The organism is Hymenobacter metallilatus, assembly GCF_003944705.1.
GTDB classification, from domain to species: Bacteria; Bacteroidota; Bacteroidia; order Cytophagales; family Hymenobacteraceae; genus Hymenobacter; species Hymenobacter metallilatus.
Genome location: NZ_RWIS01000007.1, coordinates 63,879 through 89,180, shown reverse-complemented (window position 1 = coordinate 89,180; position 25,302 = coordinate 63,879). Strand labels below are relative to the sequence as shown.

Genomic DNA, 25,302 nt, shown 5'->3' with positions numbered 1-25,302 from the left:
CGTTTTTGTGTAGTGCCCACCCTTATTCCGGTTAGGGTTTATCGAGTTGCGGCTGAATGTCCAGTTCCGTGTACAGTTCAGCCAGTGGCAGCGAAATACCCAGTTCCGGAATCGTCACCGCCTCGTCTTGGCCGGCCAGCGGCGTAAATGACCACACGCCCGACGGCTCCCGCCGGTACCACTCCACCAGCCACTTATCGGCCGATACCAGCAGGTAGTGTTGCAACGAAGCCAGCTGCGTGTAGCGGCTGAACTTCCAGATTCGGTCATGGCTTTCCGTTCCCGGCGACAATACTTCAATGATGAGCACCGGGTGGTGCATCATTATTTTATCCGGTGAGTCGTCGGGGTGGCAGGTCACCATCACGTCCGGGTATGTGTACAATTCCCCCTCACGTACGGCCAGTCGGATGTTCTCGGCATACACCCGGCAGCCTTTGCCACGTAGCGCATTGCGTAGACTCATCACGCAGTTAAGCACTGTGAGATTGTGTACTCCCAGCCCGCCTGACATAGCAAAGACTTCGCCCCGATAATACAGGTGCCGCTGCTCCGATACCTCTTCCAGCGCGAAATACTCCTCTACTGTGTAGCGACGAGGTGTCGTAAATACTGGTTCCATAGCGAGGGGGCTGATATTCTCACCAAATATACGCCTTTCCCCTGCAGGCTGATTTCCCGTTTGTTCCGCCCGCATTTCGTGGTACCTTTGCCTTCCATGCCGTATTTACACGGCTTTACCCTGTCGCAGCCTATGCTTCTCGCCGTTCCGACTAATTACCAACCCGCTGACTTTCTGCCGATTGTTGTGCAGTTCGTCTTGGCCATTGCTTTCGTGGCCTTCGCCATGATTGTTTCCCACCTGGTAGGTCCGCGCCGCAAGAGTGTGGTGAAGGATGAAGCCTTCGAGTGTGGTATCGAATCGGTGGGCAACGCCCGTACCCCAATTTCGGTGAAGTACTTCCTCACGGCCATCCTCTTCGTGCTTTTCGACGTGGAAGTAATCTTTATGTATCCCTGGGCCGTGAACTTCCGCGCCCTCGGTACCTCCGGTTTCTACCAGATGATTGTATTCCTGGCTCTGCTGATGGCGGGCTTTGCGTACGTCATTAAAAAAGGCGTTTTGCGCTGGAATGAAAGCCGTTAGCAGCAACCTTTGGGCCCGGCCCGGTGTTGCTTTCAAGTGGAGTATCTCCGCTTCCTAACCTGACTTATTCGCATGGATACTAGAATTCCTGAAATTAAAATGGTAGATGCCCCCGAGGGCATGGAAGGAGCGGGCTTCTTCGCTACCTCGCTGGAGAAAGTGGTGGGCATTGCCCGCGCCAACTCGCTCTGGCCCTTGCCCTTCGCCACCTCCTGCTGCGGCATCGAGTTTATGGCCACTATGGGCTCCCGCTACGATATTTCCCGCTTCGGCTCGGAGCGTCCCTCCTTCTCACCCCGGCAGGCTGATTTGCTGATGGTGATGGGCACCATTGCCAAGAAAATGGCCCCCATTGTAAAGCAGGTATATGAGCAGATGGCCGAGCCCCGCTGGGTGCTGGCCATGGGCGCCTGTGCCTGCTCCGGCGGCATTTTTGATACCTACTCCGTACTCCAGGGCATCGACCGGATCATTCCGGTGGACGTGTACATTCCCGGCTGCCCGCCCCGCCCCGAGCAGGTGCTCGACGGGCTAATGCGCATCCAGGACCTGGCCAAAAACGAGTCCCTGCGCCGCCGCAATTCACCCGAGTACCAGGCCCTGCTGGCATCTTATAACATTAAATAAGTTGCTGGTTTCCAGTTGCTGGTGTCTAGTTGTCAAGCGAATCGGCCGTTAAACTACTAGAAACCAGCAACTAGGAACCAGAAACTAATAAGCATATGGCTGACCAGAACGAATCCATTCCGGCCCAGGAAGAAGCGGCTGCCAAAGATCCGGCCGCGCAGAAAAACGCGCAGCTGCTGGCGTTGCTGCACCGCTTATTCGGTGAGGACGCCTTCACCGACGTGGAGGAGCCCTACGGCCTGCTCACCGCCACCACTACCCGGGAGCGGATTCACGACATTGTGGCTGGTTTGCAGCAGGATCAGGAGTTGCAGCTCAATTTCCTGACCACCATGTGCGGCATGCATTTCCCCGAGCGGGAGGGCCAGGAGCTGGGCATGGTGTATCACCTGCACAGCCTCACCCAGAACATCCGGCTGCGGCTGAAGATTTTCTTCCCCATTGCCGACCCGGTAGTACCTACCCTGACCGACCTCTACTCCACCGCCAACTGGATGGAGCGCGAGGCCTTCGATTTCTACGGCATCATCTTCCCCGGTCACCCCAACCTCATCCGCATCCTCAATGTGGAGGACATGGACTACCACCCCATGCGCAAGGAGTACGCCCTGGAAGACGGCACCCGCGAAGATAAAACCGACCTGTTTTTCGGACGATAATTATTTGTCATGCTGACGAAGGAAGCACCTTATCACGGCTGCCTTTGCCAGAGTTAGTAACCCCAGTGGCGCGGACGTGATAAGGTCCTTCGCTACGCTCAGGATGACAATTACACAATGGCAGTAAACGACACGCTGGAAGGCACCCATAAAATCATAGAGGAAGCACGCGAGCAGCAGGCCCGGATCAATCCGCTGGCGCCCACTGTCAACGACTTCAACCAGGAGCTGACTACCCTAAACCTGGGCCCCACCCACCCCGCTACCCACGGCATCTTCCAGAACATTCTGCAGATGGATGGGGAGCGGATTGTGTCGGGGGTACCCACTATCGGCTACATCCACCGGGCTTTCGAGAAGATTGCCGAGCGGCGGCCCTTCTACCAGATTACGCCCCTCACGGACCGGATGAACTACTGTTCGTCGCCCATCAACAACATGGGCTGGCACATGACGGTGGAGAAGCTGCTGGGCGTGGAAGTACCCAAGCGTGCCCAATACATGCGCGTGATTCTGATGGAGCTGGCCCGCATTTCCGACCACTTGATCTGCAACGGCATTCTGGGGGTAGATACGGGCGCCTTCACCGGCTTCCTCTACCTGATGGACGAGCGGGAGAAGATCTACGAAATCTACGAGGAAGTAAGCGGTGCCCGCCTGACCACCAACATGGGCCGCGTAGGCGGTATGGAGCGGGATTTCACGCCGGTAGCTTTGCAAAAGCTGCGCGCTTGGCTGAAAAGCTTCCCGGCCGTCATGACGGAATTCGAGAAGATGTTCAACCGCAACCGCATCTTCATGGATCGGGTGGTGGACGTGGGCGCTATTTCCGCCGAGCGAGCCCTCAACTACGGCTTCACCGGCCCCAACCTGCGCGCCGCCGGCGTCGATTACGACGTGCGGGTGATGAACCCTTATTCCAGCTACCAGGACTTCGAGTTTGAAATTCCGGTGGGCACCAAGGGCGACACCTACGACCGGTTTATGGTGCGCAACGAGGAAATCTGGCAGAGCCTGCGCATTATCAACCAGGCGCTGGAAAACCTGCCCGAAGGCCCTTACCACGCCGATGCGCCGCACTATTACCTGCCGCCCAAGCAGGCCGTGTACAAAAACATGGAGGCCCTCATCTACCACTTCAAAATTGTGATGGGTGAGATTGATGCCCCCGTGGGCGAGGTGTACCACTCGGTGGAAGGTGGCAACGGCGAGTTGGGCTTCTACCTGGTTTCCGATGGTGGCCGCACACCCTACCGCCTGCACTTCCGCCGTCCCTGCTTCATTTACTACCAGGCCTATACCGAAATGGTGGTGGGCCAGACCCTCTCCGACGCCATCGTGACGCTGTCGTCGATGAACGTAATTGCCGGGGAGCTGGACGCGTAGTTTTTTGCTGAATTCAACTGTTATGGAGACGACTGCCGTCAAGCCGCAATTCTCTGAAGCCGCCAAGGCCGAGATTGAGCGTATCTGCAAACAATACCCCGCCGAGCGGCGCAAATCCGCTATGCTGCCGGTGCTGCACATTGCCCAGGCCGAATTTGGTGGCTGGGTGAGCCCCGAAGTGCAGGACCTGGTGGCTGAAGTGCTGGGCGTAAAGCCCATTGAAGTGTACGAGGTGTCGTCGTTCTACACCATGTTCAACCTCAAGCCGGTAGGCAAGCACGTGCTGGAAATTTGCCGCACGGGCCCCTGCATGTTGCGTGGCTCCGACGAGCTGACGGCCCATCTGGAGCGCATTACCGGCGCCAAAGTAGGCGGCCCAGCTTCGGCTGATGGCCTGTTTACGCTGAAAGAAGTGGAGTGCCTGGCCGCCTGTGGCTTCGCCCCCATCGTGCAGGTCCGCGAGAAGTACTACGAGCAACTTGATACCCCGGAAGCCGTGGACGCCATGCTCACGGAGTTGCGCAACCAGGTGCACCGCCCGGCGCTACCTTGGGAAGAAAACGGCCTCCCGAACGCGCTGGCCCGCAACTAGCCCTCTGCCGCCATGGACGAACGGAATAAAGACCTGCCGCTGATTGTCTCGGAAATTCTCATTGAGATGCACGAGATGAAAGAAGCCCTTAATCGAGTGGCGTCTGTTGTTGTGAAGCAGCAGGAGCATACGAACAATATGTTCAATACGCTTCTGGATGAGAACCGGAAAAACATGGAGTTTATGACTTACTCCATCAATAAAGCACTCGGACAGCAGCAACAGGTAAACGCAGCCTTTGAGCAGCGCCTGACCGAACTAGAAGCTAAATACAACGGCTAAACGCCTACGACTATGGGACGCAAACTGCTGACCGAACATATTAACGTTGAAGGCATCGACACCCTGGAAGGGTACCGCAAGCACGGTGGCTACCGCTCGGTGGAGAAGGCCCTGAAAACGATGACCCCCGATGAGGTGGTGGAAGAAGTAAAGAAATCGGGCCTGCGGGGCCGCGGCGGTGCGGGCTTCCCCACGGGTATGAAGTGGAGCTTCCTGGCCAAGCCCGAGGGTGTGCCGCGTTACCTCGTCTGCAACGCCGACGAATCGGAGCCGGGCACCTTCAAGGACCGTCAGCTGATGTCGAAACTGCCCCACTTGCTTATTGAGGGTATGATTACGAGCTCGTACGCGCTGGGCGCCAACACCTCGTACATCTACATCCGCGGCGAGTTGTTGTATGTGCTGCGCATCCTGGAAAAAGCCATTGCCGAGGCTTATGCGGCTGGTTTCCTGGGCAAGAACATCCTGGGCTCGGGCTACGACCTGGACCTGCACGTGCACCCCGGCGGCGGTGCCTACATCTGCGGTGAGGAAACCGCCCTCTTGGAAAGCCTGGAAGGCAAGCGCGGCAACCCGCGCAACAAGCCGCCCTTCCCGGCTGTGCAGGGCCTCTACGCCCGCCCCACGGTGGTCAACAACGTGGAATCCATTGCCGCCGTGCCGGTAATTGTGAACGAGGGTGGCGACGAGTATGCCAAAATTGGCATCGGCCGGAGCACCGGCACCAAGCTGATTTCGGCCTGCGGCCACCTCAACAAGCCCGGCATCTACGAAATTGAGTTGGGTTTGCCCGTCGAGGAATTCATCTACTCCGATGAGTACTGCGGCGGCATCTGGAAAGGCCGCGACCTGAAGGCCGTGGTGGCCGGTGGTTCGTCCGTTCCGATTCTACCCAAAGAGCTGATCCTCAAAACCGCTGCCGGCGAAAACCGCCTGATGACCTACGAGTCGCTCAGCGACGGGGGCTTCGTGACGGGCACCATGCTGGGTTCGGGGGGCTTCATTGCCATGGACGAGACCACCTGCATCGTGCGCAATACCTGGAACTTCAGCCGCTTCTATCACCACGAGTCGTGCGGGCAATGCTCGCCCTGCCGCGAGGGTACGGGCTGGATGGAAAAGGTGCTGCACCGTTTGGAGCACGGCCACGGCCACATGGAGGACATCGACCTGCTGGTGAGCGTAGCCAAGCAAATCGAGGGCAACACCATCTGTCCCCTCGGTGAAGCCGCCGCCTGGCCCGTAGCCGCCGCCGTGCGCCACTTCCGCCACGAGTTTGAGTGGCACGTGACCCACGCCAAGGAAGCCGCCCAACCCGGCGCGGTGTACCGGGCCGGTGCCGTGCTGGTGTAACTTTAGAACGTCATGCTGAGCTTGCCGAAGCATCTCTACCGCTTCGTTGCATTGCTAATTAATTACCCCCGGTAGAGATGCTTCGGCAAGCTCAGCATGACGTCCTTTGTTGTGCAGATCAGTCGAAATCCTAACGATTTCAACCAATAATGGCTAAAATAACTTTCGACGGCATCGAGGTGGAAGTTCCGGACGGAACCACCATCCTGAATGCGGCCCGCCAGATTGGCGGCAGCATCGTGCCCCCGGCCATGTGCTACTACACCCCGCTGAAAGGCTCGGGCGGTAAGTGTCGTGCCTGCCTGGTGCGCGTGGCAGCCGGTTCGGCTAAGGACCCGCGCCCCATGCCCAAGCTGGTGGCCTCGTGCGTGACGCCGGTGCAGGACGGAATGGTGGTGGAAAACACCACCAACGAGCAGGTGCTGAACGTGCGCAAGGGCATTGTGGAAATGCTGCTCATCAACCACCCCTTGGATTGCCCCGTGTGCGACCAGGCCGGCGAGTGTGATCTGCAGAACTTCGCCTTCGAGCACGGCGTGAGCACCACTCGCTACCAGGAAGAGCGCCGCACCTTCGAGAAAATCGACATTGGGCCGCTGATTCAGCTGCACATGACGCGCTGCATCCTGTGCTACCGCTGCGTGTACACCGCGGACCAGATTGCTAAGGGCGACCGGGTGCACGGCGTATTGGGCCGCGGCGACGCCGCCGAAATCGGCACCTACATCGAGAACATCATCGACAACGACTTCTCCGGCAACGTGATTGACGTGTGCCCGGTAGGTGCTCTTACCGATAAGACGTTCCGCTTTAAGTCGCGGGTGTGGTTCACCAAGCCGGTGAATGCCCACCGGGACTGCCCCAAGTGCTCCGGCAACGTGGTGCTCTGGTACAAAGGCAAGGACGTGCTGCGCACCACCGCCCGTAAGGACCAGTACGGCGAGGTAAAGGAGTGGATCTGCAACGAGTGCCGCTTCGAGAAAAAGGAAACCTCGGACTGGCAAATCGAAGGTCCCGCCCACATTGACCGTTCCTCGGTTATTTCGGCCAACCACTACGAGCTGCCCGTGCTGAACCAGTCGGTAGTAGCCGACCTGCCCGAAAGCACCGTGCGCGACCTGCAGCAAAACCCACCGCTGAAATTAGGTAACTAGTTGTTGGTTGTTAGTTGTCGGTTGTCAGTCTTGAACAGAGAGGACAGCCTGCACTAACAACTGACAACCAACAACTGACAACTACACCAATGCTCGAACTACCTGCCCTCGGCTGGCAATCCATTGTCATCTTCGTCGTATTTGCGCTTTCACTGCTCATTGCGACGTACTGCACCTACGCGGAGCGCGTAATTGCAGCCTTCCTGCAGGACCGCGTGGGCCCCGACCGTGCTGGCCCTTACGGTCTGCTGCAGCCCCTGGCCGATGCCGTGAAGATGTTTACGAAGGAAGAGTTCTTCCCCGGCGGTGCTAATAAAGCCCTGTTCATCTTCGGCCCCTGCCTGGCCATGATTACGGCCTTGATGTCGTCGGCGGTAATTCCGTTCGGCAACAACATGAGCTTCGGCAACAACGCCTTTTTTCTGCAGGGTATTGAGGTGAACATCGGCATGCTGTGGGTGTTCGGCGTGGTGTCGCTGGGCGTGTACGGCGTGATGATTGGCGGCTGGGCCTCCAACAACAAGTTTTCGTTGCTGGGTGCCATCCGCGCGGCTTCGCAGAACATCAGCTACGAACTGGCCATGGGTATGGCCCTGATTGCCGTGCTGATGATGTCGGGTACCCTGAGCCTGCGCGAAATCACGCTGCAGCAGTCGGCACCGGGCGAATGGGCCATGTGGAATATTGTACGGCAGCCGCTGGGCTTCATCATTTTCCTGGTGTGTGCTTTTGCTGAAACCAACCGGACACCCTTCGACTTGCCGGAGTGCGAAACGGAGCTGGTGGGTGGTTACCACACCGAATACTCCTCGATGAAGCTGGGCCTGTACCTGTTTGCGGAGTACATCAACATCTTTGTGGCTTCGGCCGTGATGAGTGTGCTGTATTTTGGTGGCTTCAACTTTCCCTTCCAGTATGAGCTGCGCGACTGGTTCGTGAACAGCCAGAGCTGGGAACTGGCTTCGGCCCAGAACCTGATTACCCTGCTGGGCACCGTGGGCCTGTTCCTGAAGATTTTTGCCTTCATCTTCTTCTTCATGTGGATTCGCTGGACCCTGCCGCGCTTCCGCTACGACCAGTTGATGCGCCTGGGCTGGACCATTCTCATTCCGCTGGCTGTCTTCAACATTCTGCTCACCGGCGGCCTTATTCTGGCCGGCGTGATTCAGTAACAACTTCATTTACTTTGTCATCCGGAGCGGAGCGAAGAATCTTATACAAGCAGAACGAGACTCGTAGTTAACGGCTTGCTCTAGCGGAAAAAGAGCCATTACTCCACTCAGACTGACAGAAGGAACCATAGTATGCAACTCACCAACCGAGCCAAGAAGCTAGAGAAGAAGCCCATGACGCTGGCTGAGCGGGCTTACCTGCCGGCCATCTTCCAGGGCCTGAGCATTACGATGCGCCACTTCTTTATGAAGAAGGCCACCGTGCGCTACCCCGAGGAGGTACGTCCCTTCGCACCCATTTTCCGGGGCCTGCACGTGCTCAAGCGCGACGAGCAGGGCCGGGAGCGGTGCACCGCCTGCGGCCTCTGCGCCGTGGCCTGCCCCGCCGAAGCCATTACCATGGTGGCCGGCGAGCGGAAGAAAGGTGAGGAAGGCCTCTACCGCGAGGAGAAGTACGCCATCAGCTACGAAATCAACATGCTGCGCTGCATCTTCTGCGGCCTCTGCGAAGAGGCGTGCCCCAAGGCGGCCGTGTATTTGCAGCCCGATAAAATTGCGCCCCCACGCTACGAGCGAGACGAGTTTATCTACGGCAAGGACCGTCTGGTAGAGCCCGTGTCGCCGGACGCCCGCTCCGTGCGCGGTATCCAGCTCACAGCTGACCAAGCCGACACGCTACGGGCGCGCTTGGCGTAGTTGTTAGTTGCTGGTTGTCAGTTGTCAGAATTATTCATGCTCTGATACCTAACATCCTCTCCCTAACAACTGACAACTAACAACTGACAACTAACTGCATGTCTCCTCTTTTCCTCTTCCTGTCGTTTGTGGCGCTGCTGAGCGCGCTGGGTGTGGTATTTGCCAAAAACCCGGTGCACAGCGTACTGTTCCTGATTCTGACTTTCTTTTCCTTATCAGGACACTACCTGTTGCTGAACGCGCAGTTTCTGGCGGCCGTGAACATCATCGTGTACGCCGGAGCCATTATGGTGCTGTTCCTGTTCGTGATTATGTTCCTGAACCTGAACGTGGACACCGAGCCGCACAAGCCGGCGCTGGCCAAAATTGCGGCGGCCGTAGCCGGGGGCTCCCTCCTGCTCATTCTCGTGGCAGCCCTGAAAGATGTGCATCCAGTTGGAGTAACGGGTACCGCCTTCAACTCACAGATTGGCATGGTAGACCAGTTGGGCTTAAAGCTCTACACGGACTTCCTGTTGCCTTTTGAACTGGCTTCTGTGCTGTTTCTGGTAGCTATGGTAGGCGCCGTAATGCTCGGCAAGCGCGAAGTAGGCGAGCGTAACTTCTAAGTATCAGCCAGGTGAAAAACCTGTTCGGTAAGCGGCTATTTTCGATACTCTACCTAGTGAGTTGCGGAATAGCCGCTTTGCTTTTGGGTAGTTGCCAGTCAGCAGATAAAAAACCTGGCTGGAATGCAGTAAAGCGTATGTACTTCGCTCCGTCTGATGATGCGGAAATGACGGTGGCACTGTATGACAGTCGCAAAACGGTAGATCAGTTTATTGTTGCTTTAACCAGCGGCGATACTGCAGCCTACAACTTTGGAATAAAGGCCGCTTTTCCAACTTCAGATGGGACTAATGAGCACATTTGGCTAACGGATATTCAAGTAAAAGGTGACTCACTTTTGGGCACTATAGATAACGAGCCAGAATTTACTACCGTAGTTAAATTTGGTCAGCAGGTAGCTGTTCACAAAGACTCTATTACAGATTGGAATTACACACGTAACGGTAAGTTGGTAGGCGGCTACTCCATTCGTGTTGTGCGAAGTAGACTCAATCCCGAAGAGCAAAAACAGTTCGATCAGCAGTTGAAAATGGTTATAGAATAAAGCAGCAGCGGCACCTGATTCCTCAGGTGCCGCTGCTGCTTTACTGGCTTATGCTGAAGCTGTGTGGTCGGGTTCAGTTGCCCGGCGGCGCATCCAAGGCGGGCCGGCGCAGACCCCTTCCATCTTCTGGCGAAATTTTTCCTGTTCTTCGGGGGAAAGGGTGGCCATTTTGGCTTCCATTTTCTGCCTCCACAGTCGGCGTTTATGAGCCCAGCCGGCGCGGTGGCCCCGGCCGCCCCAGCCCCCGAACAGGATGCGCGAAAGCACCAACAGCCCCAGCGCCTGCCAGATGCTGATGAGCGGCAGATTGAACAGGCCAGGCAGCAGCCAGTTCCACAGGCTCATGGTGACGTAGCCGGCCACGGCTACAAACAAAACGGCAAAGAATATGAATTTGAGGCCGCGTAGCAGCCAAAAGGAGCGGTTCATCTTGAGGTTGTTAGTTGTCAGTTGCTGGTTGTCAGTTGTTAGTTATCTGGTATCGGAACAACTTATACTCTTTACAAGTATAGCGTGTCTTAACCACTAATAACCAGCAATCAACAACCCAAATTTCAGTCCGTAAACAGCTCAGTGTAGAGCGTGCGGAGGCGTTTGCGCAGGTGCTGCACGGCGTAGTGCTTGCGCGAAATCAGGGTTTTGAGCGGAACACCGGTTTCCTCCTCCATCTCGCGGAAGGTTTTATCCTCCAGTTCGTGCCAGATGAATACTTCGCGCTGGGCCGCAGGCAACTCGGCCAGGGCGTCGCTGAGGGCCTCCATGAGGGTTTCGCGCAGCAGCCGGTTTTCAGGGGCATCGTCTACAGCGGGCAGGATGTCAGCCAGCAGCAGGGTGTTTTCGTCGCCGTCAGCGGCAAATGCGGCCATTTCGTTTTCCAGGGAAACGGGCTTTTTGCGGCGGTAGAGGTCGGTGATTTTGTTGCGGGCTACCCGGAACAGCCAGGCAGCGGCCTGCTCCACGGGCTTCATCACCCGGTAGCTTTCCACCAGCTCGGCAAACACGTCCTGCAGTACGTCTTCGGCCTCAGCTTCATCGGGAATTCGGCGGCGGATGAATGCCAGCAGCCGCTTGCGCTGGGTACGTACGGCTTCCTGAATCTGCAGGTCCTGGTGGCCGGCCGTCATCCGCGTGGCATCGAGTGATAGAGCAAGAGTTTCCATTCTGCAGAGGCAGACGGAATGGGCCGGAAGATACTTTATCAGCCAGCGAAATTTCTTTTGGGTTGGTAATACTAGCGCCTGTCATCCTGAGCAGCGCGAGAGACCTTTCCACGCTTGCACAACAGTTGTATAGCGTCGTTGCTTACGTGATAGATCCTTTGCGCTGTTCAGGATGACAAGTTTAGAGTCTTACTATCTCCTACAAAAAGTGATACAGGAAGGTGATAATGCCTGTGTATGCCGGCTTGCGGCTACCTTCAACTTCCAGAGTTACTTCAATGCGAGCTTTGGCAATACCGCGCAGATCTTTCACGGACAGTAGTTTGGCGCGTAGTCGTACCTGACTATCTACTGCCACGGCCTGGTTGAAGCGCAGGCTCTCTATTTCGTAGTTCACCTGCATCTTTAGATTCTCGATGCTCACGATTTGCGTCCAGAGGTAGGGCAGCAACGATACGGTGAGGTACCCGTGGGCAATGGTAGCCCCAAACGGCGACTCGGCCCGGGCCCGCTCCGCGTCCAGATGAATCCACTGGAAGTCGAGCGTGGCGGCGGCAAACTGGTTGATTTGCTCCTGCGTGATGGTATGCCAGGCCGACAAGCCGAGTTCCTGCTCTTCGTATTGCTGCAGCTCGGAAAGGCTGCCGATGGTAAGGCTCATAGGGTAGAGGGAATGGGGAATGGGGAATAAAGAAACGAATGTACGGTTGCCAAACCGTTGATGCCGAAGTTTGCAAACCCAAATTGCGAAGTAGTGGCTGGAGCCAGTCCCCTTCTCAGATACGGAGGGGCAAGAAGTAGTGGATGATGGCAGGCCGGTATCAGGACCAGCCACTAGTGAATGTTCAATGGGTACCCTGCCCTACCTCCGCATCCGAGGAGGGAAACTGGCTGCTGGCGGTGGTCCACAACTTGGGTTTGCCAAGTGAAACTGGCGGGGTGCATTTCGTTGCCTGGCCTTCCCCACACCCAAACTATGTTTCTCTCACCGGACTTCACCGCGAATTTTCGCCCTAGTCAGTGCGTTACACAACCGCATTTAGGGGTGGCGTTTTCCGATTTTCAGGATACCTTTGCCGGCTAGTTGTCCTCACCCGGTGGCGGGTGCGTGACATCCTTTTTTCGCCGTCAGCCCCTGCGCATGGACCAGAACATTCCCGAGGTAATCCAAACGGTTCCGCTTCAGTACTACGTTTTCTTCGCCGCTGCTCTGTTTTCCATTGGAGTACTGGGCGTGCTTACCCGGCGCAATGCCATCATCATTTTTATGTGCGTGGAGCTAATGCTCAATGCCGTAAATGTGCTGCTGACCGCCTTTTCGGCCTACCGTGCCGACCCCAACGGGCAGGTATTCGTGTTCTTCATCATGGCCGTGGCCGCCGCCGAAGTAGCGGTAGGCCTGGCCATTATTGTGATGATTTACCGCAACCTGCAAAACACCGACGTTAACCTGCTCAACCGCCTGAAGTTCTGATTTGTATTGTCATCCTGAGCGAAGCGAAGGATCTTATCACGTCTGGATTATTTCTGAACGATTATCGTTCTAACGTGATAAGGTCCTTCGCTCCGCTCAGGATGACAGACGTGCTTCTGCATCCCTGACTTATGCAAGAAACTGTAATTCCCGCTGCCGGCGCGCCGTACTCCACGTTCCTGTACGTGCTTATTCCGCTGCTGCCGTTTTTGGGCTTTCTGATCAACGGGCTGCTGAACCGTAAGCTTTCGGGCACGGTGGCCGGCGCTATCAGCAGCCTGGCGGTGCTGGGCTCGTTCGCCATTTCGGTGTTCCTGTTCCTGAACTTCCAGTATCAGTACACCGTCACGCTGTTCGACTGGATTTCGGTCGGCTCGATGCAGATTTCCTTCAGCTACCAGATCGACCAGCTCAGCCTGATTATGTTGCTGCTCGTGACGGGCGTGGGTTTCCTGATTCACGTCTACAGCATCGGCTACATGCACCACGACGAGAACGTGGGCAAGTTTTTCAGTTTCCTGAACCTGTTCGTGTTCAGCATGCTGGTGCTGGTGCTGGGTGCCAACTTCGTGATTCTGTTCATCGGCTGGGAAGGTGTGGGGCTGTGCTCCTACCTGCTCATCGGCTTCTGGAACAAGAACACCGCCTACAACAACGCCGCCAAGAAAGCCTTCATTATCAACCGTGTAGGTGACCTGGGCTTCCTGCTGGGCATCTTCCTGATTTACCTGACCTTCGACTCGGTGCAGTACGCCGAGGTGTTCCAGAAGGCCAGCACGCTGCAGATTGGCACGGGCGTGGTAACGGCCATTACGCTGCTGCTGTTCGTGGGCGCTACTGGTAAGTCGGCCCAGCTGCCGCTTTACACCTGGCTGCCCGACGCCATGGCCGGCCCCACCCCGGTTTCGGCCCTGATTCACGCCGCGACCATGGTAACGGCCGGTATCTACATGATTCTGCGCGCCAACGTGTTGTTCACGCTGGCCCCCGATACCCTCGAAGTCATTGCCATCATCGGCGCGGCTACGGCTTTGTTTGCCGCCACCATCGGCCTGGCCCAAAACGACATCAAGAAGGTGCTGGCCTACTCCACCGTTTCGCAGCTGGGCTACATGTTTTTGGCCCTGGGCGTGATGGGCTACAGCACCAGCCTGTTCCACGTCCTCACCCACGCCTTCTTCAAGGCGCTGATGTTCCTGGGCGCGGGCTCTGTGATTCACGCCATGAGCAACGAGCAGGATATGCGCCGCATGGGCGGCCTGCGCAAAGCCTTGCCCATTACGTTCATCACCTTCCTGGTAGGCTGCCTGGCCATTGCCGGCATCCCGCCCTTCTCGGGCTTCTTCTCGAAAGATGAAATCCTGCTGCATGCCTTCGAGCACAGCAAGGTGCTGTACGCGGTGGGTCTGTTCACGGCCTTCCTGACGGCTTTCTACATGTTCCGCCTGCTGTTCCTCACCTTCTTCGGTGAGTTCCGGGGCACTGAGGAGCAGAAGCACCACCTGCACGAGTCGCCGGCTTCCATGACGCTGCCGCTCATCGTGCTGGCTATTCTGGCCGCCGTGGGTGGTTTCATGAACGCGCCTTTCTTCCTGGGTGAAGACAACGCGTACCTCTCTAACTACCTCGCGCCGCTGTTCACTTACTCCAAGCAGCTGAACCCGGCCGCCTTCGCCGTACACGCCGACCACGCTACCGAGCTCATGCTCATTGGCCTCTCGGTGGGTGCGGGCGTGCTGGGCATCATCCTGGCCTACGTGCAGTACGTGAGCCGCGGGGTGCGCCCGGTGGAAGACGGCGAGTCGCGCGGCTTCCTCGAAAACCTAGTGTACCACAAGTACTACATCGACGAGCTGTACAACGCCCTGATCGTGCGGCCCATCATGTGGCTCTCGCGCGGCCTGTTCCGCTACGTGGAAAACGGCATCATCGACCCCATCGTGAACGGCTTCGGCCGCCTGACCATGGGCGGGGGTCAGCTCCTGCGCTACGTGCAAACCGGCTCCGTGGAAACCTACCTCATCCTGATGGTGGTGGGCATCGTGCTGGTCATGGCGCTGAACTTCGGGAAGTTCTAGGGTTATGCTGGGCGTCCTTCTTCTAGCAGATGTATTTGAGCCGGGTATTTCCTTTCCAGGAATCCTACTTCCGTTCGTTTGCTATCTGATGCCCACTATAATCGGCCGCGACCAGCAGAACATCCGCACCATATTCCTTCTGAATTTACTTCTGGGCTGGACTATCATCGGATGGTTTTTCGCCTTACATCTTGCGCTTAAAGTGTCGTTTGCTGACCGGGAAGCAATTGCTTCTCATCGGCTCGGACGTCATCGGAACAACTCGCTTAGCTAATGCTGACTGTCCTTCTTCTACTCTGGCCCGTGGCGGCCGCCCTGCTGCTGCACTTCTTCAAAGGCCGTGCGGCCCGGGTTCCGGCGCTGGGCGCGGCCCTGGTTGAATTTGCGCTGGCAGCCTATGCCGCTCTTACCTTCAACGCCAATAACAGCGGCCAATTCTCCTACAACCTCAACTGGATTCCCTCGGCGGGCATTCAGTTTGCGGTGGGCATGGACGGGCTGAGCCTGCTGCTGGTGCTGCTGACGGCCGTTCTGGTGCCCGTGATTCTGCTGAGCGCCTTCCGCCGCAACTTCGAGAACGAGTCGGTGTTTTACGCGCTGGTGCTGTTCATGCAAACCGGTCTGGTGGGCGTGTTCACGGCTCAGGATGCCTTCCTGTTCTACTTCATGTGGGAAGTGGCCCTGATTCCGATTTACTTCCTGGCTGGCGTGTGGGGCGGCGTAAACCGGGCCCGCGTTACGTTCAAGTTCTTCCTGTACACCATCATCGGCTCGCTGTTCATGCTGGCCGGCTTCGTGTACCTCTACTTCCAGACTGGTCCTTCGGCCGACGGCCTCTCGGCCCATAACTCGGCGCTGGCTTCGTTCTACAACCTGAACCTGACTGCCGCAACGCAGATGTGGTTGTTCTGGCTGATTTTTGCGGCCTTCGCCGTGAAGATGCCCATCTTCCCCTTCCACACCTGGCAGCCCGATACCTACACCGAGGCTCCGGCCCCGGCCACCATGCTGCTCTCGGGCATCATGCTGAAAATGGGTATCTACGGCTGCATGCGCTGGCTGCTGCCGGTGGTGCCCATGGGCGTGGACTACTGGCAGAACCTAGTACTGATTCTGGCTATCATCGGCATCATCTACGGCGCCATCATTGCCATCCGCCAGCAGGACGTGAAGCGTCTGATTGCTTATTCATCCCTCTCTCACGTGGGCTTGATGATTGCCGGCGTATTCTCGCTGACCCCAATGGGTATGCAGGGTGCCAGCATTCAGATGCTGGCTCACGGCGTGAACGTGGTGGGCATGTTCTTCATTGCCGACGCCATTGAGCGCCGCACCGGCACCCGCAACATTGCCGACCTCGGCGGCCTCACCCGCAAAGCGCCCGTGCTCACGGTGTGCTTCCTGGTGCTGCTGCTGGGCACGGTGGCCCTGCCCCTCACCAACGGCTTCGTAGGTGAGTTTCTGCTGCTGGGCGGCGTGTACCAGTTCAACCACTGGATGGGTGCCGTAGCCGGCGTAACCATCATCCTGGGTGCGGTGTACTTGCTGCGCATGTTCCAGCGCGTAATGCTCGGCCCCGATTCCTCGTTCACCGAAACCTTCACCGACCTCACCGGCTCGGAGCTGGCCCTGCTGGTGCCGCTTATCGTGCTGGTGTTCTGGATTGGCCTGTTCCCCAACACGTTCCTGCACCTGTCGGAAGGCAGCGTGATGAACATTCTGAACGAGGTAGTAAAACGCTAATCTGTAGCGCGAAGCCTTTGCTTCGCGTATCGTTGAACGACTTGGTTTGCCCCGGCACCTATTGCTTGTTCAACGATTCCAACGATACGCGAAGCGAAGGCTTCGCGCTACATTGAGACGAACATGAATTCCATCATTCTACTTTCCGTTCTGGGCCTAGGCAACCTCTTCCTGGGTTTCCGCCGCTCCAACCGGCTGCTGCTGCCCGTGATGATGCTCATCCTGGGTTTGGTGCTGACGGTGAACTTCATCGACTGGGGCACTACCGAGTCGTACTTCAACGGCATGCTCACCATCGATGACTTCTCGGTGGCCTTCACGGGCATTGTGCTGCTGACGGCGTTAGTGCTGATTCCCTTCTCCCAGAAGTACGTGCTCGACGGCGAAACCAACCTGGCCGAGTACTACTCGCTGCTGCTGTTCTCGCTGGTGGGGGCCATTATGCTGGTGAGCTACAACCACCTGTTGATGCTGTTCCTGGGTATTGAGACGCTGAGCATTGCCATGTACGTGCTGGCCGGCTCCGACAAGCGCAACCTGCGCTCTAACGAAGCCGCCCTGAAGTACTTCCTGATGGGTGCCTTCTTCACCGGCATCCTGCTGTTCGGGGTGGCGCTGGTGTACGGGGCTACCGGTACGTTCGTACTCAGCAACATCAGCTTCGCGGTGCAGAACCCCGCCCCCGGCTTTGAGTCGCTCAAGCCCATGCTTTACATCGGCATGCTGCTGATGTTCATTGGTATGGGCTTCAAAGTATCGGCCGCGCCTTTCCATTTCTGGACGCCCGATGTGTATGAGGGCACGCCGACGTTCTTTGCTGCTTTCATGAGCACTATTGTGAAGACGGCCGGTTTCGCCGCCTTCCTGAAGCTGCTGGTACAGGCCTTCCCGGCCGCCAACGCCCAGGGCATCTGGCTGCCCACGCTCACTGCCATGTGCGTGCTTACGCTGCTCATCGGCAACGTGGGAGCCGTGGCCCAAACCAGCATCAAGCGGATGCTGGCCTACTCCAGCGTATCGCACGCGGGCTACCTGCTGATTGCCCTGGTGGCCTTCAACGGGCAGCTGGTAGGTGCTTCGGCGAATGGTATTCTGTTCTACTCCCTGGCCTATTCGGTGGCCACGGTGGCGGCCTTTGGGGTGGTGAAGCTGGTGGCGGATGCCCGTCAGCGCGAGGACTACAACGGCCTGAACGGGCTGGCCAAAACCAACCCGCTGCTGGCCTTCTCGCTCACCGTATCCATGCTGAGCCTGGCCGGCATTCCGCTCACGGGTGGCTTCTTCGGCAAGTTTTTCGTGTTTTCGGCGGCCGTGGAAAATGGCTATATCGGCCTCGTGGTATTTGCCGTGGTAATGTCGATGGTGAGCATCTACTACTACCTGCGCCCCATCATTGCCATGTACATGCGCGACACCGACGTGACGACCAGCGAGGCCGTACCCGTTACGACCTTCCAGGCGGGCGCGCTGCTGCTGCTGGCGGCCCTCACGGTGTTGCTGGGTGTGCTGCCCGGTCTGGTGGCTGGCGTGCTGTAGGCAAGCTTGCTCACCTGCGAATAAAACAAAAAGAGCGGCCGTGGGCCGCTCTTTTTGTTGCTATACCTCCAGACTATTTCTTAATGACCCGGATGCTGATGCGGCGGTTGAGGGCGCGGCCCTCGGGCGTGGTGTTGGGCGTGATGAAATACTTGCCGCCGTAGCCTTTGGCCTGCACCCGGTTGATATCAACGCCCATCCCGGCAATGGCCAGCATAGCCGTTTTGGCCCTTTCCTCGCTGAGCTGGAAGTTTTTGAGCGGATTGCCGGTGCTGTCGGTATATCCGCCGATTTTTACCACCGAAGCCGGGAAGGTTTTGAGGATACTGGCCACGTTGCGCAGCTGCAGAAACGACTCGTCGGTGAGCGTAGTGGCTCCCGGCTCGAAATACACCCGGTCGAAATTAATCCAGCCTTTGGTTCGGTTCACGGAGTCCACTTGCTGGGTAGGGTCGGCCAGGAAGGTATAAAGGCGGTTTTCGGTGGAGGTGGCCCCTACCTTCTGGGTAGTACCATCGGCTAGGTGCAGGATGAGGGGCTGGCCGGTATCGTAGATATAGTTGCCGGTAGAGGCATCGTAGCGCCCGCCCTGGCTTCCGGAAGGGGTAGCCGCTGCCAGAGGCGTAGCAGCTACCCCTACTTTATTGCTTTGTTTAAAGGGCATATCCTGCCAATTGCCGAATACATAGCCCAGCACTACTGCCGCCAGTAATAGTGCCCCCCATTGCCACCGTACCGGACTGCGCCCTTCGCTTCCACCTACAGCGGGAGGTGTGTAGGTTTGTCCGCCGCCTACCGGGGCCCATACCCCAGTTGCCAGCCCAGGGGTAGGCGCTACTGCATCCGGGGCCGTTGCAACCGGGGTTGGCTCAGAAGTGGGAAGGAGCATACCCGGCAGGCGGCCGCCTTCCTGCACCAGCCAAGCGGCCAGAGCTTCGGGCGTAAGGTTGTGCTCCTGGCTATGCTCCCCGATAACGCCCAAAGCCGCTACGGCCGCCGCACTAAGTACCCGTTCGGCTACGGGCAGCCCGAAATTGGCTGCCGTAGCCACCCGCAGGGCCGTGAAGTGGTAGGATTCGCCCAGCAGGCCCCGCATCAACGATTCGCCCCGGGCAATCCAGCCATGGTGGGTTTCGGTGGCCATGGGCTCCAGCACGCTGGCTCCATATGCCTCTCGCCCCAGCTTCCAGATAGTTTCGGGGCCGTCGGGCCCGCTTACCCGCCCAGCCAGGGCTTGCACTGCTACCGGAATAGCCCGGGTGAGGGCCGAGCGGAGCGCGGGCACGCTTTCCTGAGTTTCCTGCGCCAATTGATTCAGCAGGTCATTGCTAAACGAAAAGTGCGTAACACTTGCGAGTGACTGTTCCATACTTACCATCCCTTTAAATCCAACATAAATAAAACTACATTTTTTATTTGAATAATTATTAATAAAGCAATAAAAAAGCGTCAACACCAGTGGGGGTTGGCGCTTTGTGTAGTAAAACGTGGGGTATACCGGGGGCTAGACTGCCGGATACAGTGGCTTGGCGCACGACTTACGGGAGCATCCTTCAAGGGTTTACCTCACCCCCACTGCCTTCCCTCCACAGCAGAGCGGGGGCCTGATAGAAAAGAATTCTTAAGGTGTGCCACACTTCTGATCAAGGCTGTATTGACGGTTGCATAGAAGAACCGTCCTTCCGAGCGGAGTCGAGGAATGACGACCTCTCCGGAACGAGACAGGCTCTTGAGGACAGTTTGCCAACTGCCCATATGATTCAGGCACGGCGTAGCAGCACGGTTTCCTCGTTGGCGTAGGCCACAGCGTCGTCTGAGAAAGGCTCTTCACCGCGGAATTTTTGCAGCAGGCGGGCGGTGGTAATAATATCTTTTTGGCAGTAGCGGGCAATGCGGGGCAGGTCGTTTTCTTCGTAGTAGACCCGCGCTACATCTTTACCCTGAATATCATCCTTGGGCGTAGGAATGCCGAACATTGCCGCCAGCAGGCTCAGGGAAGTAAAGGATTTCCGGTCCCCGAACTTCCATAGCTCCATGGTATCCAGGTGGGTGAGTTCCCAGGGTTTTTTTCCGGCCGTATCCAGGTGGGGAGGAAGTTCCAGCCCGTTGATGAGAATACGCCGTGAGAGGTAGGGCAGGTCGAACTCCTTGGCGTTGTGCCCGCACAGCCGGAAATGCGGCCGTTGACTGATAACCTGGCTGAACTCCTGTAGCAGTTGCCGCTCGTCGTGCCCGTAAAACGATTTGACGCTGAAGCTGCTGCTACCATCGGCAGCCGGGCGAAAACGCCCCAGCGAAATGCACACGACCCGGCCAAACTCGGCGTAAATGCCGGCCTGCTCGAAGAGGGCGGCCGCGTGCAGGGTATCGGGCAAGGGAGCAATATGGTCGTGGTGCGAAATCCAGCCCTTTTCGCGGCGTAATGCGTGGCATTTGTGTTCCCACAGTTCCTTCAGCATACCGGCCAGGTCGTCGTGGTTGCCTACGCAGGGCACCGTTTCGATGTCCAGCACAAATATTTCATCGAGCTTCAGGTCGCGGAGCAGGCGCATACGGACGGAGACTAAAGGGCGAGCGAATAAGGAAATATAGCGCCCATAACAGATAAAATAGTGTACTGCTGCTGCTTTCTATACAGGCCAGACCCGCGCCTGGCCCGACTCTGGCGGCTACTGCCGGCAAAATCGGGCCAGGCGCGGGTCCGGAAAGCCCACATCAGGCTTATCAGGCACCGACTGCAACAGAAGGCATCAGGCCAGGGCGGGCCGGTTGGTAAGCCAGAGGCCCAGCAGGGTAATCAGGAGTTCACGACGAGGCTTGCGCATGACAGGTGCAGGTGTGAGGCGGCTGCCCAGCCGGCCCCGGATGACCCACCGCGTAACGCAGCTTCGCCGGAGCCGTTGGGCAACAGAAAGTTGCGCAATTCGTGGCCCTCAGGCAATAGCATGATGATGTGAATTGGGTGGGCGGGCTGCAAGGGCGGTTCGGCCAGTGTAGTTGCCGCAAAGTGCCTCAACCGGTGTTTTGTTGGGGGCTACGTGAGCCCCTGGCGCAGGGCTTTGCTTACGGCCTCCGTCATGGAGCGTACGTGCAGCTTTTCGTAAATCTTCTTGATGTGTGACCGAACGGTGTCGATACTGATGCCCCGGTCGGCGGCAATCATCTTGTAGCTGTAGCCTTCTACCAGCAGCCGCAGAATCTCCTGCTCCCGGGCACTCAGTACGCCGTTTTGCTCATCGGGCTGTTGGCGGGGCATGGGCTTTGGGAACAGCCGCAACACCTGCCGGGCAATGGCGGGCGTCATGGGCGCACCACCGGACCGCACTTCGCCAATGGCTTCCAGAATTTTGATTGGGGGCGTTTTCTTCAGCAGATATCCATCGGCACCAGCACAAACGGCTTCAAACACCCGCTCATTTTCCTCGAATACAGTCAGCATTACTACCTGCACCTGGGGTGCCACCTGCTTAATGCGGCGCAACCCTTCGATGCCAGTGCACCCGGGCATATCAATATCCATGAGCACCACGTCGGGCTGGTAGAGCCTCACATCTTCTTCGGCGCGGGTGCAGTTGCTTAGTGCTGCCAGCAGCTCCAGGTCGGAGGAACTCCCCAACAACTGGCTCAGACTGGCCCGCAAGTCGGGATTGTCCTCATAAATCAGAACGCGGGCGGAAACTGACATAGTAACACGTAGCAAAGAGGGGATTTTAGCTAAGGTACACACCCAGGCTACACGGCGCTACTGCATGATGATGTGAGCAGATGAAGAGATAGTGGGATGGTGAGATGGGGAGGTGGTGAGTTTGACGTTCTGACGGCGCATTGGAGCAGTTGGCGCATATTTACGCCGTCAGAACGTCAAACTCACTATTTCACCACCTCACCATCTCATCCCATCGGTATGCTCAGGCGCAGAGTGGTGCCTTTGCCGGGGGCCGACTGGATAGTGAGTTGACCATGCAGTGCCTCAGCGCGGGTGCGCATGTTGGTGAGGCCATTACCCCCACCCTGGGCCGGAGCTGCCGGGTCGAAACCCACCCCATCATCCTGCACGGTGAGCAGCAGCCGGCCCTGCCGGTACTCCAGCGTAATAGCGGCGTGCTGGCAGCGGGCGTATTTTACCAGGTTATTAATTGCTTCCTTGAACAGCAGAAAGAACTCCCGCCGGGCGCGCATATCAAACCGGAGGCTCTGCAAAGCCGCATCGGCCCGAAAGGTAAACTCAATACCCGCCGACTCCAGCACCTCCGAGGCCAGGCGACGCATACGGGCCGTTACGTCATCCAACCCATCGTGGGCCGGGTTGATGGCCCACACAATATCGTCCATGGCATCCAGCATCCGGCGCGAGGAGTCTCCGATTTGCTCCAGCACGGCGGCGGCCTGCTCGGGGCGGTGCTGGCGCTGGTGGGTACGGGCAATCTGACTCAGAATGGAAATACTACTGAGCGTGGAACCCATATCGTCGTGCAGGTCGCGGGCAATGCCGTGGCGCACCTGCTCCAGCGCCAGCAGCTGCCGTACCCGCAGGCGGTAAAGCAAAAACAGCACCGCAAACACCACCCAGCTCAGCCCAATCCGAAACCACCAAGTATGGTACCAGGGCGGGTCGACGACAATGCGCAATACGGCCCCCACCGGGTTCCAGAGGCCGTCGTTGTTGGTAGCCCGCACCCGAAACGTGTAGGTGCCGGGGTCGAGGTTGGAATACGTGGCCTCGTGACGGGCACCAGTCGGCACCCAGTCCGGGTCGAAGCCTTCCAGCAGGTAGGCGTAGCGGTTTTTCTCGGGCTGCCGGTAGTTGAGGGCCGCAAACTCCAGCGTAAACACGTAGTCCTGGGGGGTAAGGCGTAGCGTACGCCGTTCCGTTATGCTGGTATCGGGCAGATCGATGGGCTGGTTGAGGCGGCGCAGCCCCGTTAGCACTACCGGGGGCACAAATGTGTTGGGCCGGATGGCGGCGGGCCGGAATGCCACCAGGCCGTTTACCCCACCAAAATACAGTACCCCATCCTGACCCCGGTGGGCCGCCCCCGCGTTGTACTCATCCTGCAGCAGGCCCGCGTGCTGATCGAAGGTGAGCACCTGCCCGGTAGCGGGCGCAAGCCGGGCCAAGCCCTTATTGGTCGACAGCCATAGGTACTGCTGCGGGTCTTCGAGCAGGCCGTATACAACATCGTTGGGCAGGCCCTGCGGCTCCCGGAATACCGTAAACCGGCCCTTCTGCGCATCATCCAGCCGGCAGAGGCCACCACCTTCCGTCCCGACCCAGAGGTGGCCGGCGTGGTCCTGCAGGATGGAGCGCACAAAGTTGCTGCTGAGGCTGCGCGGGTCGCGGGCGTTGGCCCGGTACGCCCGAAAGCGGCCCGTACGCATATCCAGGCAGTTGAGCCCACCCCCACCCGTACCAATCCAGAGTATGTCCCGCTGCCGGTCTTCCAGCATCACACGCACGAAGTTGTTGCCAAGGCTGGCGGCGTTGCCCGGGTCGTGGCGGAAGTGGCGAAACTGCCCGGTGGCGGGCGTGTACTGGCTGAGGCCGCCCTCCGTGCCCACCCAAATCCGGCCGCGGCTGTCCTCGTACAGCGCCCGGATAAAATCGTCGCCGAGCGACGCCGGATTAGCGGGCTGGTGCCGGAAATGGCGAAACTGCCGGCTACCCGGTTCCAGGCAATCGAGGCCTTGATTCTGGGTGCCAACCCACAGCCGCCCGGCCCGGTCGAGGCAGAGGGCGCGTACGTAGTCCTGACTGAGGCTACCGGGGTTGCGGGCTTCATACCGGAACTCCTGGCGCTGTCCGGTGGCCGGGTGGTAGCGCACCAGCCCCCGGCTTTCGGTGCCGGCCCACACCGCCCCGTCGGGGGCTTCCAGCACGGCCCAGATGCCCACTGGCGCGCCAATGGGCACACTACCGAAGGCCGGGGGCCGGGAGTCGCACCGGGCCACCCCCTTATCGGTACCTACCCACAGCATCCCCAGCCGGTCGAGCGTGATGCTCTGAATGGCATCGGAGGGTAGGCTGAGCGGCTGCCCCGGCTGCTGGCGCACCGTGGTAATTTGCTGCGTACCAGGCTGCAGAAAACTCAGCCCCGTGGCCGTACCAATCCAGAGGCGGCCGTCGGGGGCGAGGCACAGTGCCCGAATGCTGTTGGTGGCCAGCCCCCCGGCCGTGGCCTGATAGGTATGCAACACGGTGCCCGTAGTGGTTAGCTGGTACACACCATTTGCCTCCGTGCCCACCCACAGCGTACCGGCCGGGCCCGCTGCCAGCACCGTAATGGGGCTGGCTCCCCGAAAGCTTGGCAGTGGATGTAGCCGCTGCTGGGCGGTATCCAGCCATGCCACCTGGCCGGCCCCAGTACCTATCCATAGCTGGCCGTTGGGCGTAGCTGCCAGCGCCCGAATAGAGTTGTCTCGTCCCGGGCCGTTGCCTATCGGTGGCAGGCGCCGAAAGCGTTGTGCTTGGGCATTCCAGTAGTGCAAACCGCCTTCCGTGCCCACCCACACCCGCCCCCGCTGATCCGTTAATAAGGCCCGGACGAAATTGTCGGCCAGGCCGGTGGTATCGGGCTCCGACTTCTGTACTACCTGAAACCGGCCTGTCAGCGGGGAGTAGCGGCATACCCCGCCCCCACCGGTACCCACCCAGAGGGTACCAGTATGGTCCTCGGTGAGCGACAAGATGAAGTTGCTGCTCAGGCTGCCGGGCCGCTGCGGGTCGTTGCGGAAGGTGCGGCACTGGCTGCCGTCGTAGCGGGTGAGGCCATCCTGGGTACCCAGCCACATAAACCCCCGCTGGTCCTGCACGGCGGCCAGCACGCTGTTCTGGGCCAGTCCCTCCTGGGCCGTGAGGGTTTGAAACACGGGGGTCGGCTGGGCGCACAGGGCGCCACTGTACCCTAGCATTACCAGCAGGCGAAGAAGGTAGCGGTACCACATAGCAGGCGAAACCCGATAGTATCCTGTCCGGATTACGATGTTGTAAGCTAGAGAGAAAATGTTTTCCGTACTCTGCCAGGCAGCAGGTTTCAGCGGCGGCTACTCAACGCCCGGTTGTCAAGGTCGTTGTGGTCAGCTGGATGCTCTG

25 protein-coding genes are annotated in these 25,302 nt (G+C 58.4%); 17 read left to right on the top strand and 8 right to left on the bottom strand.

The features are described 5' to 3' along the window. Window positions 1–31: 31 nt before the first annotated feature. A complete protein-coding gene (locus EI290_RS11810) occupies window positions 32–622 on the bottom strand; it encodes a Uma2 family endonuclease (protein WP_125430271.1) in 591 nt (196 codons plus the stop codon). A 132-nt stretch (window positions 623–754) separates the two neighbouring features. Between EI290_RS11810 and EI290_RS11805 the strand changes: the two genes are divergently transcribed. The 12 genes from EI290_RS11805 to EI290_RS11750 all read left to right on the top strand — a co-directional run bounded on the left by EI290_RS11805 (window position 755) and on the right by EI290_RS11750 (window position 10,221). Further along, the gene (locus tag EI290_RS11805; RefSeq protein WP_125430268.1) at window positions 755–1,147 is read left to right on the top strand and encodes an NADH-quinone oxidoreductase subunit A; all 393 of its coding nucleotides are present in this window, start codon (window positions 755–757) and stop codon (window positions 1,145–1,147) included. Window positions 1,148–1,219: 72 nt separating this feature from the next. Further along, the gene (locus EI290_RS11800) at window positions 1,220–1,774 is read left to right on the top strand and encodes an NADH-quinone oxidoreductase subunit B (protein ID WP_317127470.1); all 555 of its coding nucleotides are present in this window, start codon (window positions 1,220–1,222) and stop codon (window positions 1,772–1,774) included. Window positions 1,775–1,869: 95 nt separating this feature from the next. After that, window positions 1,870–2,433 carry an NADH-quinone oxidoreductase subunit C gene (locus tag EI290_RS11795; protein WP_125430265.1) on the top strand — a complete coding sequence of 188 codons (564 nt, stop codon included), beginning with the start codon at window positions 1,870–1,872 and terminating at the stop codon, window positions 2,431–2,433. Window positions 2,434–2,550: 117 nt separating this feature from the next. Further along, window positions 2,551–3,819: an NADH-quinone oxidoreductase subunit D gene (locus EI290_RS11790; RefSeq protein WP_125430262.1), complete on the top strand. Its 1,269-nt coding sequence runs from the start codon at window positions 2,551–2,553 to the stop codon at window positions 3,817–3,819. Between the two features lie 22 nt (window positions 3,820–3,841). Beyond that, complete coding sequence (locus tag EI290_RS11785; protein WP_125430259.1) at window positions 3,842–4,411, top strand: NADH-quinone oxidoreductase subunit NuoE family protein; 570 nt, start codon at window positions 3,842–3,844, stop codon at window positions 4,409–4,411. Between the two features lie 12 nt (window positions 4,412–4,423). Beyond that, window positions 4,424–4,693 (top strand): hypothetical protein, encoded by a 270-nt coding sequence (locus EI290_RS11780; protein WP_125430256.1) that lies wholly within the window; start codon window positions 4,424–4,426, stop codon window positions 4,691–4,693. 12 nt (window positions 4,694–4,705) lie between these two features. Then, window positions 4,706–6,046, top strand: coding sequence for an NADH-quinone oxidoreductase subunit NuoF (nuoF, locus tag EI290_RS11775; protein ID WP_125430253.1), 1,341 nt, complete (start codon window positions 4,706–4,708; stop codon window positions 6,044–6,046). A gap of 149 nt (window positions 6,047–6,195) precedes the next feature. Further along, window positions 6,196–7,200, top strand: coding sequence for a 2Fe-2S iron-sulfur cluster-binding protein (locus EI290_RS11770; RefSeq protein WP_125430250.1), 1,005 nt, complete (start codon window positions 6,196–6,198; stop codon window positions 7,198–7,200). 89 nt (window positions 7,201–7,289) lie between these two features. Next, window positions 7,290–8,372, top strand: coding sequence for an NADH-quinone oxidoreductase subunit NuoH (nuoH, locus tag EI290_RS11765; RefSeq protein WP_125430247.1), 1,083 nt, complete (start codon window positions 7,290–7,292; stop codon window positions 8,370–8,372). Between the two features lie 132 nt (window positions 8,373–8,504). Beyond that, a complete protein-coding gene (locus tag EI290_RS11760) occupies window positions 8,505–9,068 on the top strand; it encodes a NuoI/complex I 23 kDa subunit family protein (RefSeq protein WP_125430244.1) in 564 nt (187 codons plus the stop codon). A gap of 98 nt (window positions 9,069–9,166) precedes the next feature. Continuing rightward, a complete protein-coding gene (locus EI290_RS11755; RefSeq protein ID WP_125430241.1) occupies window positions 9,167–9,676 on the top strand; it encodes an NADH-quinone oxidoreductase subunit J family protein in 510 nt (169 codons plus the stop codon). Window positions 9,677–9,687: 11 nt separating this feature from the next. Then, window positions 9,688–10,221 (top strand): YegJ family protein, encoded by a 534-nt coding sequence (locus EI290_RS11750; RefSeq protein ID WP_125430238.1) that lies wholly within the window; start codon window positions 9,688–9,690, stop codon window positions 10,219–10,221. 48 nt (window positions 10,222–10,269) lie between these two features. On the opposite strand, the gene EI290_RS11745 is transcribed toward EI290_RS11750, so the two are convergent. From EI290_RS11745 to EI290_RS11735, 3 genes are all read right to left on the bottom strand, one after another. After that, window positions 10,270–10,650, bottom strand: coding sequence for a hypothetical protein (locus tag EI290_RS11745; RefSeq protein WP_185816966.1), 381 nt, complete (start codon window positions 10,648–10,650; stop codon window positions 10,270–10,272). A 125-nt stretch (window positions 10,651–10,775) separates the two neighbouring features. Beyond that, a complete protein-coding gene (locus EI290_RS11740) occupies window positions 10,776–11,381 on the bottom strand; it encodes an RNA polymerase sigma factor (RefSeq protein ID WP_246008934.1) in 606 nt (201 codons plus the stop codon). Window positions 11,382–11,580: 199 nt separating this feature from the next. After that, the gene (locus tag EI290_RS11735) at window positions 11,581–12,042 is read right to left on the bottom strand and encodes a MaoC family dehydratase (RefSeq protein WP_125430235.1); all 462 of its coding nucleotides are present in this window, start codon (window positions 12,040–12,042) and stop codon (window positions 11,581–11,583) included. Window positions 12,043–12,522: 480 nt separating this feature from the next. Here EI290_RS11735 and nuoK point away from each other — a divergent pair, with 480 nt between their 5' ends. The 5 genes from nuoK (at window position 12,523) to EI290_RS11710 (ending at window position 18,212) form a co-directional block, all read left to right on the top strand. Beyond that, complete coding sequence (nuoK, locus tag EI290_RS11730) at window positions 12,523–12,855, top strand: NADH-quinone oxidoreductase subunit NuoK (protein WP_125430703.1); 333 nt, start codon at window positions 12,523–12,525, stop codon at window positions 12,853–12,855. A gap of 131 nt (window positions 12,856–12,986) precedes the next feature. Then, complete coding sequence (gene nuoL, locus EI290_RS11725; protein WP_125430232.1) at window positions 12,987–14,933, top strand: NADH-quinone oxidoreductase subunit L; 1,947 nt, start codon at window positions 12,987–12,989, stop codon at window positions 14,931–14,933. Window positions 14,934–14,937: 4 nt separating this feature from the next. Then, the gene (locus EI290_RS23025; protein WP_125430229.1) at window positions 14,938–15,207 is read left to right on the top strand and encodes a superinfection immunity protein; all 270 of its coding nucleotides are present in this window, start codon (window positions 14,938–14,940) and stop codon (window positions 15,205–15,207) included. Beyond that, complete coding sequence (locus tag EI290_RS11715; protein WP_125430226.1) at window positions 15,207–16,676, top strand: complex I subunit 4 family protein; 1,470 nt, start codon at window positions 15,207–15,209, stop codon at window positions 16,674–16,676. The genes EI290_RS23025 and EI290_RS11715 overlap by 1 nt, the downstream gene beginning before the upstream one ends. A gap of 123 nt (window positions 16,677–16,799) precedes the next feature. After that, on the top strand, window positions 16,800–18,212 hold the full coding sequence (locus EI290_RS11710; RefSeq protein WP_125430223.1) for an NADH-quinone oxidoreductase subunit N: 1,413 nt from the start codon (window positions 16,800–16,802) through the stop codon (window positions 18,210–18,212). Window positions 18,213–18,285: 73 nt separating this feature from the next. Here the strand turns inward: EI290_RS11710 and EI290_RS11705 are convergent, their stop codons facing one another. The 4 genes from EI290_RS11705 to EI290_RS11690 all read right to left on the bottom strand — a co-directional run bounded on the left by EI290_RS11705 (window position 18,286) and on the right by EI290_RS11690 (window position 25,154). Then, on the bottom strand, window positions 18,286–19,581 hold the full coding sequence (locus EI290_RS11705; protein ID WP_185816965.1) for an OmpA family protein: 1,296 nt from the start codon (window positions 19,579–19,581) through the stop codon (window positions 18,286–18,288). A gap of 391 nt (window positions 19,582–19,972) precedes the next feature. After that, on the bottom strand, window positions 19,973–20,764 hold the full coding sequence (locus tag EI290_RS11700; protein ID WP_125430217.1) for a 3'-5' exonuclease: 792 nt from the start codon (window positions 20,762–20,764) through the stop codon (window positions 19,973–19,975). A 482-nt stretch (window positions 20,765–21,246) separates the two neighbouring features. Next, entirely contained in the window at window positions 21,247–21,897 is a 651-nt protein-coding gene (locus EI290_RS11695) for a response regulator (protein WP_125430214.1), read from the bottom strand. Between the two features lie 206 nt (window positions 21,898–22,103). Continuing rightward, the gene (locus EI290_RS11690; RefSeq protein ID WP_125430211.1) at window positions 22,104–25,154 is read right to left on the bottom strand and encodes a sensor histidine kinase; all 3,051 of its coding nucleotides are present in this window, start codon (window positions 25,152–25,154) and stop codon (window positions 22,104–22,106) included. Window positions 25,155–25,302 lie beyond the last annotated feature (148 nt).